The organism is Allobosea sp. 05L423, from assembly GCF_056397745.1.
On record NZ_JBFTOA010000001.1, the window covers coordinates 423,977 to 437,328 of the forward strand.

Sequence of the window (13,352 nt, forward strand, 5' to 3'; positions counted from 1 at the left end):
CTGAGAGGGCCATGACGAACTACACGCTGTCGCATTGGGGGCTCTACGAAGTCGAGCCGCGGACCGGGACCGATCCCGCCATCGCTCCGTTCCGGCGCGATCCCGACCCGAACCCGATCGGCCTGCACCAACTCGATCCCGCATTGAAGCGCCTGCGGGTGCGGCGGCCAGCGATCCGTGAAAGCTGGCTGCGCGATGGACCTGGCGCGTCACCGGAACGACGCGGGCAGGACGCTTTTGTCGAGGTCCCCTGGGACGAGGCGCTCGACCTCGTCGCCTGCGAAATCGAGCGTGTCCGCAAGCGTTTCGGCAACAGCGCGATCTTCGGCGGTTCCTATGGCTGGTCGAGCGCGGGGCGTTTCCACCATGCGCAGAGCCAGGTGCACCGCTTCCTCAACGCCGCCGGCGGCTATGTCCGACATGTCGACTCCTACAGCCTCGGCGCCGCTAACGTGGTGCTGCCACACATCGTCGCCAGCATGGACGAGCTCATGGCGAGCCATACCTCCTGGGAGGTGATGGCTGAGCATACCGAGCTCTTCGTCACCTTCGGCGGGGTGCCGGTGAAGAATGCGCAGATGAACGCCGGCGGCGTCGCGCTGCACGGCGTGGCGCATGGTCTCGCCATGATGCGCGAGGCCGGCGTGCAATTCGTCAATATCGGCCCCGTCCGCGACAATATCGGCGCAGCGCAGGCGGGAGCCGAATGGCTTCCGTGCAGGCCGAACACCGACACGGCCGTGATGCTCGCGCTCGGCTTCGTCCTGTTCTCGGAGGGCCTCGTCGATCACGACTTCCTCGAGCGCTTCTGCGTCGGTTTCCACGCCTTTGCGTCCTATCTGACGGGAGCCTCCGACGGCATCGCCAAGACTCCCGAATGGGCGCAGGCGATCAGTGGCGTGCCGGCGGCGACGATTACCGCGCTGGCGCGGCGCATGGCCGCGTCGCGGACCATGCTCAACGTCTCCTGGTCGATGCAGCGCGCCAGCCATGGCGAGCAGCCGTTCTGGGCGGTGATCTCGCTGGCAGCCATGCTCGGGCAGATCGGTCGCCCCGGCGGCGGCTTCGGCCTCGGCTACGGCGCCGCCAATCTGGTGGGCAGCGCGCATGCCAGGGTGAAGGGGCCGACACTCTCGCAAGGACGCCCCGGCATTCCCGACTTCATTCCCGTCGCGCGGATCGCCGACATGCTGCTCGGGCCGGGTGAACCCTTCACCTATGACGGTGGGAGCTTCGCCTATCCCGACATCCGCCTGATCTACTGGGCGGGAGGCAATCCCTTCCACCATCATCAGGATCTCAACCGCCTGAGGCGGGCCTGGCAAAAGCCGGAGACGATCGTGGTCAACGAGCAGTACTGGACCGCGACGGCCAAGCGCGCCGATATTGTCCTGCCCGCCACGACGACACTCGAGCGCGACGATATCGGCTCCGCGACACTGGAAGCCTTTCTCGTGGCGATGAAGCGCGCCGTGCCTCCCGAGAACGAAGCCCGCGACGATTACGATATCTTCGCGGCGCTCTCCGCCCGGCTGGGTTGCGCCGAAACCTTCACCGAAAACCTCGACACGATGGGTTGGCTGCGTCGCCTCTATGACGAAAGCCGCAAGATCAATCAGGGGCGTAACATCACGCTGCCCGAGTTCGAGAGCTTCTGGCGAACGGGGCTCGTCGATCTGACGGCGCATGATCGCCCGGCGACGATGCTCGCGGCCTTCGTTGCCGATCCGGAGCGCAACCCGCTGGGAACGCCGTCCGGCCGCATCGAGATCCACTCGCGGCGGGTTGCCGGCTTTGGATTGCCCGATTGTCCGGGCCACGCGGTTTGGCGGGAACCCACAGAGTGGTTGGGCGCCGATAAAGCGAAGCGTTTCCCCTTGCATCTGCTGACCGATCAACCGGCGCGGCGGCTGCACAGCCAGCTCGACGCGAGCCCCCATAGCCGCGCCGGCAAGATCGCCGGGCGCGAGCCAGTCTATCTGAACCCGGCCGACGCGGCCGCCCGCGGCATAGCCGAAGGGCAAGTGGTCGAGCTGTTCAACGATCGCGGACGCTGCCTGGCCGGGGCGATCCTGAGCGACGAGATCATGCCGGGCGTCGCGCGCCTCTGCACCGGCGCCTGGTACGACCCTGATCCTGCGACGGGGCTCGACCGGCACGGCAACCCGAACGTGCTGACGCTCGACGAGCCGGCCTCCACCCTGTCCCAGGGCTGCAGCGCGCAAAGCTGCCTCGTCGAGATCGCTCCCTGGACGGGGGAGCTTCCCCCTGTCACCGCCTTCGATCTGCCGGAGTTCACGACGCGATGACGCCAGCGAGGCGATACGATCCGGCGACGCCACAATACCGAAGGACGGTCTGGTGGAGCACGGCCGCACCGCGACCGAACACCAGCACGCTCGCGGCGGATATCACCGCGGATATCGCGGTCATCGGTGCCGGCTTTACCGGCCTGACCGCGGCGCTGCATCTTGCCAGGACAGGCGCCAGGTTGGTCGTGCTGGAGGCGGATGCGATCGGCTCGGGGGCCAGCGGCCTCAACGCCGGGTTCGTCGTCCCGAACTTCGCCAAGGCCGATCCGGCCGCCGTCATCGCGCGGCTTGGACGGGAGCGTGGAGAGCACCTCCTCACCATGATCGGCGCCGGTGCCGACCGGGTTTTCGCGACGATCCGCGACCACGATATCGCCTGCAACGCGGAGCAGGTCGGCTGGATGCAAGTCGCCCATTCGCCTGGGACGGCGGAGATGCTCTCGCGCCGTGCCGAAGCCTGGCAGGAACTCGGCAGGCCGGTCGTCATGCTGGACGAGGCGAGCGCGCGCGGTCGTTCCGGGCTGCAGCATTGCGCCGGCGCCCTGTTCGACGCGAGCGGCGGCATGCTCCATCCCCTGAACTATGCCTATGGCCTCGCTGGTGCGGTGATCGCCGCCGGGGGGCATATCCATGAGGGCTGCCCGGTGGACAGCGTCGAGCGTTCGGGAAGCGGTTGGCGCCTCGTCTGCGGGGGACGCAAGGTTCAAGCCGGTCAGGTGCTGCTCTGCACCAATGCCTTCGAGCAGGGCGTGGCGCGCCGCCTCGGCCGGTCGACCGTGCCGCTCACGGTCTATCAGGTCGCTACGCAGCCGCTCGACGAGGAGACCGTCCGCAGGATTTCGCCCCGCCGGAATCCCATCGCTGATACGCGCGCGAACCTCCTGACCTACCGTCTCGACCGCGACAACCGCCTGATCAGCGGCGGCATGGCGATGCTGCCGGTCAGGGCCGAAGAGCGCATGGCGCGCATGATCGTCGCGCGCCTCCGGCGCGAACTCGCCCTGCCGGAAAGGCCCGAGGCCGCTTTCGTCTGGCGCGGCACCGCGGCGATGACGACCGATTTCCTGCCGCATCTCTACGAGTTTGGGCCGGGTTTCCTCGGTGGGATCGGCTGCAACGGGCGCGGTATCGCACTGACCGCCATGCTCGGCGAGGTCATGGCCGCAGCCGCGGGAGGCACCCGCCTCCAGGATCTGCCGATTGGATTGGCGCATCCGGGGGGCATTCCCTTGCGCACGCTCGCCGTGGCCGCTCCGTCCTTCGCGATCGCGCAGGCGCGCTGGCAGGACAAGCAAGCGGGGCTTTGACGATGCTGATCCTCGATGGAATGGACGTTCGCGCCGCGCTCACGATGGAGGATTGCATCGGGGCGGTGCGCGAGGCGCTGCAAACCTTCGCGCGCGGAGAGTGCGAACAGTTTCCACGCCTCCAGCTCAAGCCGGGGACGGACGCGCCGCTGATGGGGCTGATGCCGGCGTTTCGGGGCGGCGACGCGCCGGTCTGGTGCCTGAAGGACGTGCTGGTCGCGTCGGGCAATCGCGCGCGCGGCCTCGACAGTCATCAGGGCGCCATCCTGCTTCATGACGGGACGACGGGCGAACCGCTGGCGCTCGTCGACGCGACGGCGATCACCGCCTTGCGAACGGCGGCAACCAGCGCGGTCGCGACGCTGGCCCTGGCGCGCCCGGACGCCCTGAGGATCGCGATCCTCGGAAGCGGAACGCAGGCTCGGGCCCATATCGAAGCCTTGCGCTTCGCCCTGCCGCGGGCCGAGATCGTCATCTGGGCCCGCTCTCCCGAGCAGGCCGAGCAGCTGGCCGGGGAAACCGGGTGCCGCCTGGCCTCGAGCATCGAAGGCGCTGTTGTCGAGGCCGACATCATCTGCACGGTCACGGGCGCCCGCGAGCCCCTGCTGCGGCTCGATTGGCTCAAGGCAGGTTGCCACGTCAACGCCGTCGGCGCGAGTTCGCCCCAGGCGCGTGAGCTCGGCTCGGACATCGTCTCGTCGGCCGAGTTCTTCGTGGATTCGCGGGCGCAGGCGATGGTCGAGTGCGGTGAATTGCTGCTGCCGATGCGAGAAGAGGTGATCGGCGAGGATCACGTCCGCGCCGAGATCGGCGAGGTTCTGGTCGGTTCCCGGCCCGGCCGGTCCGGCCCCGACGCGCTCACGGTCTTCAAATCCCTCGGCATGGCTGTCGAGGACATGGCGGCGGCCGTTTGCGCCCTTCGCAAGGCGCAGGCTTCGGGAATCGGGCAACAAATCCGCTGGCGGGCCGGCTGATTGTCAGCGGGCGAGGTTGGCGAGGAGCTTGTGCAGGGTCGCGGCAAAGGCCGCGAACTCCGCCTCGTCGACGCCCTCCATCAGGTCCGCATGCATGGTCAGCATCGTCGGCCAGAACTGCTGGAAGAAGGCAGCCCCGGCAGCGGTGATGGCGATGCTGCGCACGCGCCCGTCCTGTTCATGAATCTGGCGGCTGACGAAGCCTTGCCTCTCCAGCGCGTCGAGCGTGCGACTCATGGTCGATTGCTCGGTCGCGGCATACTGGGCGAGTTCGTTCACCGTCAGGGACGGGTAGATGCTCAGGACCGCGAGCGCACGCATCTTGGTGGTGGTCAGCCCGAACCCGCGGACGGCCTGGAGCATGCGCGCATTCCACAGCATCGCGGTGCGATTGATCAGATAGGGCGCGAAATTCTCCAGCCCGAATTCCCCGATGGTCGGAGGACGGTGCCGGGTCGCGTCGCCGGTGGCGGCCCGCCGGGAAGCGGGCCGCGGAACGCTCTTGCGTTTGACGTCACTGGCCAAGAAATCGGGTCCGCATGCTCAAGCTTAACGGCATAGGTACCGGAGTTTCCGGCGCAGGCAACCCCGGCACTCAGCCCGCCGGGGTCAGCGCCAGAACGCGCACCGGGCTACCCGTTCCGCCGACGATCTTCAAAGGCGCCACCAGCAGGAGCGATCCCTTCGGTGGCAGCTTGTCGAGATGACAGAGGCTGGCCAGCCCATATTTGCCCTGGCCGAGCATCAGCGCATGCGCGGGGAAAGGCGGCTCGAAAGCGGCGGCACCGCCAGCGTCGGTGCCCACGCATTCGCTGCCGAAGCCGATCGCACCCCGCGACAGGAGAAGCTCGATGCAGTCGACGCTCGGACCAGGCGAATGCGGGCCGTTTTCGTCCGCATTGAGGAACGCCTGGGCATTCGTGTTGCGGTGGTGCCAATCCGAGCGCATCAGCACCCAGGAACCGGGCTCGATCTCGCCATGCTCGGCTTCCCAGGCCCGCACGCCAGCGGCCGTCAGCAGGAAGTCGGGATCTTCCGCGACGGCGCGGCTGCAATCGATCACCACGGCGGGTGCCACGAAATCGCGCGGCGGCAGCTTGTCCGTCGTGTTGTCCGGCCGATCCTTGCCGGAGATCCAGTGACTGGGTGCGTCGAAATGCGTGCCGGTATGCTCGCCGAGCTCCATCCAGCCCCAGGCCCACCAGGGACCGTTGCCGTCATAGGCCGAGATCTCGTGCATCTTGAAACGCGGCGTGTTCTTGCCGAACTGGGGCGGCAGATAGAGCACCGGCGTGTCCGGCCCGAGCGGCGCGGTGAGATCCACCACCGATATGGCGCCCGACGCGATGGCCGTGGCGACGCCCGAGATCAGCGCCGAAGCGTTCATGTCAGCATCCCCTTTTTCTGTCTTGCAGCCGACAGCATGCAGGCCACCGGGCGATTGTCGCCGATAAATATGATAATGCAAATAAATTCGATGACACGATGCAGAATGGCGCGTTTATCTCCTTGGGAGGCGATCTGCCTGTCACGTTTCCTGACCCCTTTGAGGCCGATAACGCCGAGGTACCGGCATGCCGATGCGCATAAAGGTACCAATTGACAGTCGACGGTGCTTATTAGATGAACGTGCATATAAATATTCGATAGCGCGATAAGGGGAGCGCCATGGCCGAACGGTCCTTCGCGAAGGAAGTGCAGGATCTGCGCCTGACGGAAGGGGAAATCTTCCGCGGCGAAGGTATCCTCGCTCTGACCAAGGCCTTGCTGCAGTCCGGTGTGGCCTATGTCGCCGGTTATCAGGGTTCGCCGATCTCGCATCTGATGGATGTGCTCGCGGACGCCAAGGATGTCCTCGACGAGCTCGGCGTTCATTTCGAGTCATCCGCCTCGGAAGCGGCCGCCGCAGCGACGCTCTCGGCATCGGTGATGTACCCGCTGCGCGGCGCGGTGACGTGGAAATCGACGGCGGGCACCAATGTCGCCTCCGACGCGCTGACCAATCTCGCCTCCAGCGGCGTCAATGGCGGTGCGCTGATCATTCTCGGCGAAGACTATGGCGAGGGCTCCTCGATCCCGCAGGAGCGCAGCCACGCCTTCGCGATGAAATCGCAGATCTGGCTGCTGGATCCGCGCCCCAATCTCGAATCCATCGTCAAGTCGGTGGAAGACGGCTTCGCCCTGTCGGAGGCGTCGCATACGCCGGTCATGCTGCAGGTGCGGATTCGTGCCTGCCATGTCCATGGCCATTTCGTCGCCAAGGCGAACAAGCCGCCACCCTTCCCGCTGCGGGAGGCCCTGGAACAGCCGCGGCGCGACGTCGACCGCGTCGTGCTGCCGCCGGCCTCGATGCTCCAGGATCGGCAGAAGCTGCAGGAGCGCTGGCCCGCTGCCGTCGAGTACATCCGCACGCATCGGCTGAACGAGTTCTTCGGGCCGGCCGCAGGGGATGTCGGCATCATCCTGCAGGGCGGCATGTACAATTCCGTGATCCGCGCCCTGCAATATCTTGGCCTGGCCGACGCCTATGGCGAAACCGCCGTGCCGCTCTACGTGCTGAACGTGACCTATCCGCTGGTCGACGGGGAAGTCGCGGCGTTCTGCGCCGGCAAGCGCGCCGTGCTCATGGTCGAAGAAGGCCATCCCGCCTATCTGGAACAGGCCGTCGGCATGGTGTTGCGCCAGCACGGGCTATCCGCGACGCTTGCCGGCAAGGACGTGCTGCCGCTCGGCGGCGACTATACGGCGGCCGTGCTGACCAAGGGCATCGATACCTTTCTGGCCGCTCATGCCCGTCCGCTGTTGGGCAACCGGGCGCCACCGCCCAATGCCGATGCGGTCCTCATGACCCCCGAGGTCAAGGAACTGGCAACGGTCGTGCCGCCGCGCCCCGCCGGCTTCTGCATCGGCTGCCCCGAGCGGCCGATCTTCGCGGCGATGAAGCTCGTCGAGAAGGAGCTCGGTCCGCACCATATCTCGTCCGATATCGGTTGCCATCTCTTCTCGATCCTGCCGCCGTTCAATCTCGGCGGGACGACCATGGGCTACGGGCTCGCGGGCGCTTCTGCCTCCGCCTTCAACGTGCCGGCCGGCAAGAAGCCGATCTCGGTGCTCGGCGATGGCGGCTTCTGGCATAACGGCCTGACATCGAGCGTCGGCAATGCGGTTTTCAACAAGCAGGATCAGGTCATCCTGATCGTCGACAACTTCTATTCTGCGGCGACCGGCGGGCAGGACATCCTGTCGTCGCGCGCGACGAGCGACACGCGCTCGACCAAGCATTCGATCGTCCAGGCGGTGAAGGGGATCGGCGCGGGCTGGGTGCGCCAGATCGAGCGCACCTACGATGTCGGCCGGATGCGAGATACCTTGAAGGAGGCGCTCACCTCGACCGAACCGGGCCCGAAGGTCATCGTCGCCTCCTCGGAATGCATGCTGAACCGCCAGCGCCGCGAAAAGCCGCTGTTCAATCGCGCGGTGAAGGACGGCCGGCGCATGGTCAAGGAGCGCTTCGGGGTCGATGAGGACGTCTGCACCGGCGATCACGCCTGCATCCGCCTGTCCGGCTGCCCTTCGCTCTCGGTCAAGGAAACCGACGATCCGCTGAGGGACGATCCCGTGGCGTCGATCGACAATAGCTGCGTCGGCTGCGGCAATTGCGGCGAGGTCGCCGAGGCGGCGGTGCTTTGCCCCTCCTTCTACCGCGCCGAGATCATCCACAACCCGTCCTTGCGCGACCGGCTGCTCTCCCGGGTTCGGAGCGCTGTGATCGGCTTCCTGCAGCGCCGGCGCGACCGTCGCCGCATCGTTTTCGGTTGAACCGCCATGACCGACATCGCTTCCCCCGCCGCAGCCGGCGAACGGCATGAACGGCCGATTTCGATCGCGATCCTCGCCATGGGCGGCCAGGGCGGCGGCGTGCTCTGCGACTGGATCGTCGACCTGGCCGAGCGGCAAGGCTGGGTCGCGCAATCCACCTCGGTTCCAGGCGTCGCCCAGCGGACCGGTGCGACGATCTATTACATAGAAATGCTCCCGGCGCGCGCGGGGCGCCTGCCGGTGCTGTCGCTGACGCCGACGCCGGGCGACGTCGATGTGGTGATGGCGGCCGAGTTCATGGAAGCGGGCCGCTCGCTTCTGCGTGGCTTCGTAACGCCGGAGCGGACGACCTTGATCGCCTCGACCCATCGCTCCTTCGCCGTGGCGGAAAAGGAGAAGCCGGGCGGCGGGATCGCCGACCCCGGTACGGTGACGGCCGCGGTTGCCATAGCGGCGCAGCGCTCCGTTCTGTTCGACATGCAGGCGCTGGCGGAGCGCAATGGCAGCGTGATTTCGGCCGCTCTGTTCGGCGCGCTGGCCGGCGCGGCTGCATTGCCCTTTCCGCGCAGCGCCTTCGAGGAGGCGATACGCGCCGGGGGGAAGGGCGTCGAGCCCAGCCTGCGCGCCTTCGCGGCGGCGGCGGAGCGGGCGGCAGGACGAACGATCGAATTGCCGCAGCCTGTCGGAAAAACGCTGCTGCCGCCTCCACGCAGCGTCGGAGCCCCGAAACTTGATGCACTGCTCGGCCGGCTCCATGACGGGTTTCCCGAGCCGTTGCACCCGATCCTCTTCGCCGGCTTGCGGCGCTGCGTCGATTACCAGGATACGGCCTATGGAGCCGAATATCTGGCGGAACTATCGCGATTGCTTGAGCGGGACCGCGCGGCCGGTGGCGCTGAAAAGGCCTATGCGTTCGCGGCGGCTGCGGCCAAGTATCTCGCCGCCGCGATGAGCTATGACGACGTCATCCGGGTTGCCGATCTGAAGACCCGCCCCGCTCGCTTCGCCCGGATCGATCGCGAGACCGGGCGCAAGCCCGACCAGGTCCTCTACATGACCGAGTTCATGCATCCGCGCATCGAGGAGATCGTGGGCTCCTTGCCCGCTGCCCTCGGCCGCAGCATGGAAAAGCGCCCCGGCCTGCTACGCCGTCTGGGGCGTCTGACCGATCGTGGACGGCGCGTACGCACCGGCACGGTCTCCTGGTTCCTGCTGCTCTATGGGATATCGGCCTTGCGTCCGGTTCGCCGCAGCCTACTGCGCCATCAGCGCGAAATGGAGCACATCCACGGGTGGCTGGAGCGCGCCGAGAAACTCATAAGCCAAGATTACGACCTCGCCGTCGAAGTGCTCGCAAGCAGGCGCCTGGTGAAAGGCTATTCGGATACTCACGCGAGGGGCTTGTCGAAGTTCGATCGCGTCCTCGCTGCCGTGCCGATGCTGTCCAGCCTGCCGGATGCGGCCGGTTGGCTGAACCGCTTGGTTCGCGCCGCGCTCGCCGACGAGGACGGGACGATGCTGGACGGAGCCTTGCGGACGATCGCGAATCTGCAGCCAGCTACGAACCCTTCGGCGACTTGACGAATTGGCAGGTGAAAGGCAGCGGTTCCCGTCGCGGTCCATCGCCTGTATCTGCCGAAGGTGGAACGCGACCAAAAATCGTTTGGCTGTGATGGGGCTTTCATCCGTCACAACGCCAATTTACCAGAGGGGGCACCGTGAGGATCGGATCACCGAAGGAAGTTCTGGCTGGCGAGGCGCGGGTTGCAATGACGCCCGAGAGCGCGCTGCAGCTCCAGAAGCTCGGCTATGATTGCTTGGTCGAGACCGGGGCGGGCGTCGCTGCGGGCTTCACCGACGATGCCTACCGCGCTGCTGGCGTGACGGTGGTCGAGACAGCCTCCGCACTCTGGGACGAGGCGGACGTGGTCGCCAAGGTGCGGCCGCCCGAGCCGGCGGAAGCCGAGCGCCTGAAGGCCGGCAAGACGCTGATATCGTTCTTCTATCCGGCGCAGAACAAGGAGCTGATGGAGCTCTGCAAGGACAAGGGCGCCAACGTCATCGCCATGGACATGGTGCCGCGCATCTCGCGCGCCCAGAAGATGGACGCCCTGTCCTCGATGGCCAACATTGCCGGCTATCGCGCCGTGATCGAGGCCGGCAACAATTTCGGCCGCTTCTTCACCGGCCAGATCACGGCCGCCGGCAAGGTGCCGCCGGCCAAGGTGCTGGTGGTGGGCGCGGGCGTCGCGGGCCTCGCCGCGATCGGCACGGCGACCGCGCTGGGCGCCGTGACCTATGCCTTCGACGTGCGCCCGGAGGTCTCCGAGCAGATCGAATCGATGGGCGCGCAGTTCGTCTTCCTCGACTTCAAGGGCCAGCAGCAGGATGGCGCCACGACCGGTGGCTACGCCGCGCCGTCGAGCCCCGAGTTCCGTGAGGCGCAGCTCAAGAAGTTCCGCGAGCTCGCTCCCGAGATCGACATCGTCATCACGACCGCGCTGATCCCCGGCCGAGATGCGCCGGTGCTGTGGACCAAGGACATGGTCGAGGCGATGAAGCCCGGCTCCGTCATCATCGATCTCGCCGCCGAGCGCGGCGGCAATTGCGAACTGACCAAGCCCGACCAGCGCACCGTTACCCCGAACGGCGTCGTCATCATCGGCTACACCGACTTCCCGAGCCGGATGGCAGCCCAGTCCTCGACGCTCTACGCGACGAATATCCGTCACATGATGACGGATCTGACGCCCGGCAAGGACGGTAAGCTCGTCCACAACATGGAGGACGACGTCATCCGCGGCGCGACGGTGACCTATCAGGGCGCCGTCACCTTCCCGCCGCCGCCGCCCAAGGTCGCCGCGATCGCGGCGCAGAAGCCGAAGGAGAAGGCCAAGGAGCCGACCCGCGAGGAGAAGCTCGCTCTGGAGGCGGCTGCCTTCAAGGCGCAGACCCGCTCGCAATTGACGCTGCTGACCGTCGGAACGGTCGTGATGCTGATCGTCGGCGCCTATGCGCCGGCGAGCTTCATGAGCCATTTCATCGTGTTCGCGCTCTCCTGCTTCGTCGGCTTCCAGGTGATCTGGAACGTGTCGCATTCGCTGCATACGCCGCTGATGGCGGTCACCAACGCGATCTCCGGCATCATCGTGCTCGGCGCGCTCTTGCAGATCGGTTCCTCGGGCTGGCTCGTCACCATCCTGGCGATGGTCTCGGTACTGATCGCATCCATCAATATCGTAGGCGGCTTCCTGGTCACGCGCCGGATGCTCGCCATGTTCCAGAAGTCCTGAGGGGGGCTCTGAGGTGAGCATCGGTATCGTTTCCGCGGCCTATATCTCCGCCGCCATCCTCTTCATCCTGTCGCTCGGCGGCCTGTCCAATCAGGAGAGCGCCAAGCGTGCGGTCTGGTACGGCATCGTCGGCATGGCGCTGGCCATGGTCGCGACGGTCTTCGGGCCGGGCAGCGGCAAGCTCTGGCTCGTCATCATCATGTTCGCCATCGCGGCCGCCATCGGCTGGCAGGTGGCGATGAAGGTGCAGATGACCGAGATGCCGCAGCTGGTCGCGGCGCTGCACTCCTTCGTCGGCCTCGCAGCCGTGCTGATCGGCTTCAACGCCCATCTCGAGCTCGGTGCGGTCCAGGCGCTGGAGCCGGCCGCGCGTGAGGCGCTGACCGGCTTTGCCGCTGTGCTGGCGCACAAGACCGGGGTCGAGATCAGCATCCTGAAGGTCGAGGTCTTCCTCGGCGTCTTCATCGGCGCGGTCACCTTCACCGGCTCGATCGTCGCCTTCGGGAAGCTTGCCGGCAAGGTCGACGGCAAGGCCAAGAAGCTGCCGGGCGGTCATCTGTTGAACGCCGGTGCCGCCATCCTCTCGATCCTGCTGCTGATCCTCTATGTGAAGGGCGCCGGCATCTGGGCGCTCATCCTGATGACGCTGCTGGCCTTCTTCATCGGCTACCACCTGATCATGGGCATCGGCGGCGCCGACATGCCGGTCGTGGTMTCCATGCTGAACAGCTATTCGGGCTGGGCGGCGGCGGCGATCGGCTTCACGCTGGGCAACGATCTCCTGATCGTCGTCGGCGCGCTGGTCGGCTCGTCGGGCGCGATCCTGTCCTACATCATGTGCAAGGCGATGAACCGCTCCTTCATCTCGGTCATCCTCGGCGGCTTCGGCAACACCACCGGTCCGGCCCAGGCGATCGAGGGCGAGCAGATCGCGATCGACGTCGACGGCGTTGCGGCGGCGTTGAACGAGGCCGACAGCGTCATCATCGTGCCCGGCTACGGCATGGCGGTGGCGCAGGCCCAGCAATCGGTCTCGGAGCTGACGCGCAAGTTGCGCGCCGCCGGCAAGACCGTGCGCTTCGCGATCCATCCGGTCGCCGGGCGCCTGCCGGGCCACATGAACGTGCTGCTCGCCGAGGCGAAGGTGCCCTACGACATCGTCATGGAGATGGACGAGATCAACGAAGACTTCCCCGAGACGGACGTCGCGATCGTCATCGGCTCGAACGACATCGTCAATCCGGCGGCGCAGGAGGACCCGAACTCGCCGATCGCCGGCATGCCGGTGCTCGAGGTCTGGAAGGCGAAGCAGGTCTTCGTCTCCAAGCGCGGGCAGGGCACGGGCTATTCCGGCATCGAGAACCCGCTCTTCTACAAGGAGAACACGCGGATGTTCTACGGCGACGCCAAGGCGTCCGTCGACAAACTCCTCCCGCAGATCGCGTGAAGCGATCTGCGGTACCGGTTCGCGTCTCGCCTCCAACCGAAATTCAACGACGCACTGTTGAGCCCCGGCCTCGTGCTGGGGCTTGAATGCTGATGTACCGAGCCGAGCGGGCTTAAGCGTGTGACGATTTACGTGAATCGAGCATCGCTCTGCCATTCTGCTCGCACGCGCCTTCGCGAGACTATTAGAGCCAATCCCGA

General features: G+C 66.5%; 9 protein-coding genes. 7 read left to right on the top strand and 2 right to left on the bottom strand.

The window, feature by feature from the left end:
- Nucleotides 1-11: 11 nt before the first annotated feature.
- From AC1DNE_RS02075 to AC1DNE_RS02085, 3 genes are read left to right on the top strand one after another with little or no spacing between them, the layout of a single operon-like run.
- On the top strand, nt 12-2,309 hold the full coding sequence (locus AC1DNE_RS02075; protein ID WP_441469636.1) for a molybdopterin guanine dinucleotide-containing S/N-oxide reductase: 2,298 nt from the start codon (nt 12-14) through the stop codon (nt 2,307-2,309).
- Nucleotides 2,306-3,619, top strand: a complete 1,314-nt coding sequence (locus tag AC1DNE_RS02080; protein WP_441469635.1) for an NAD(P)/FAD-dependent oxidoreductase — start codon at nt 2,306-2,308, stop codon at nt 3,617-3,619. The genes AC1DNE_RS02075 and AC1DNE_RS02080 overlap by 4 nt, the downstream gene beginning before the upstream one ends.
- A 2-nt stretch (nt 3,620-3,621) precedes the next feature.
- A complete protein-coding gene (locus tag AC1DNE_RS02085) occupies nt 3,622-4,593 on the top strand; it encodes an ornithine cyclodeaminase family protein (protein WP_441469634.1) in 972 nt (323 codons plus the stop codon).
- A gap of 3 nt (nt 4,594-4,596) precedes the next feature.
- Here AC1DNE_RS02085 and AC1DNE_RS02090 read toward each other — a convergent pair whose 3' ends face one another.
- The gene (locus tag AC1DNE_RS02090) at nt 4,597-5,118 is read right to left on the bottom strand and encodes a MarR family winged helix-turn-helix transcriptional regulator (protein WP_441469633.1); all 522 of its coding nucleotides are present in this window, start codon (nt 5,116-5,118) and stop codon (nt 4,597-4,599) included.
- Between the two features lie 70 nt (nt 5,119-5,188).
- A complete protein-coding gene (locus AC1DNE_RS02095; RefSeq protein ID WP_476765526.1) occupies nt 5,189-5,980 on the bottom strand; it encodes a cyclase family protein in 792 nt (263 codons plus the stop codon).
- A 281-nt stretch (nt 5,981-6,261) separates the two neighbouring features.
- Here AC1DNE_RS02095 and AC1DNE_RS02100 point away from each other — a divergent pair, with 281 nt between their 5' ends.
- From AC1DNE_RS02100 to pntB, 4 genes are all read left to right on the top strand, one after another.
- Nucleotides 6,262-8,412, top strand: coding sequence for a thiamine pyrophosphate-dependent enzyme (locus AC1DNE_RS02100; RefSeq protein WP_441469631.1), 2,151 nt, complete (start codon nt 6,262-6,264; stop codon nt 8,410-8,412).
- A 6-nt stretch (nt 8,413-8,418) separates the two neighbouring features.
- On the top strand, nt 8,419-9,993 hold the full coding sequence (locus tag AC1DNE_RS02105) for an indolepyruvate oxidoreductase subunit beta family protein (RefSeq protein ID WP_441469630.1): 1,575 nt from the start codon (nt 8,419-8,421) through the stop codon (nt 9,991-9,993).
- A gap of 137 nt (nt 9,994-10,130) precedes the next feature.
- Nucleotides 10,131-11,705: a Re/Si-specific NAD(P)(+) transhydrogenase subunit alpha gene (locus AC1DNE_RS02110; protein WP_476765525.1), complete on the top strand. Its 1,575-nt coding sequence runs from the start codon at nt 10,131-10,133 to the stop codon at nt 11,703-11,705.
- A gap of 13 nt (nt 11,706-11,718) precedes the next feature.
- Nucleotides 11,719-13,152: a Re/Si-specific NAD(P)(+) transhydrogenase subunit beta gene (pntB, locus tag AC1DNE_RS02115; protein ID WP_441469628.1), complete on the top strand. Its 1,434-nt coding sequence runs from the start codon at nt 11,719-11,721 to the stop codon at nt 13,150-13,152.
- Nucleotides 13,153-13,352 lie beyond the last annotated feature (200 nt).

Bases quoted from the DNA above. Each gene is read 5' to 3' on its own strand.
- AC1DNE_RS02075 (WP_441469636.1), top strand. From the start codon at position 12: ATGACGAACTACACGCTGTCGCATTGGGGGCTCTACGAAGTCGAGCCG.
- AC1DNE_RS02080 (WP_441469635.1), top strand. From the start codon at position 2,306: ATGACGCCAGCGAGGCGATACGATCCGGCGACGCCACAATACCGAAGG.
- AC1DNE_RS02085 (WP_441469634.1), top strand. From the start codon at position 3,622: ATGCTGATCCTCGATGGAATGGACGTTCGCGCCGCGCTCACGATGGAG.
- AC1DNE_RS02095 (WP_476765526.1), bottom strand. From the start codon at position 5,980: ATGAACGCTTCGGCGCTGATCTCGGGCGTCGCCACGGCCATCGCGTCG.
- AC1DNE_RS02100 (WP_441469631.1), top strand. From the start codon at position 6,262: ATGGCCGAACGGTCCTTCGCGAAGGAAGTGCAGGATCTGCGCCTGACG.
- AC1DNE_RS02105 (WP_441469630.1), top strand. From the start codon at position 8,419: ATGACCGACATCGCTTCCCCCGCCGCAGCCGGCGAACGGCATGAACGG.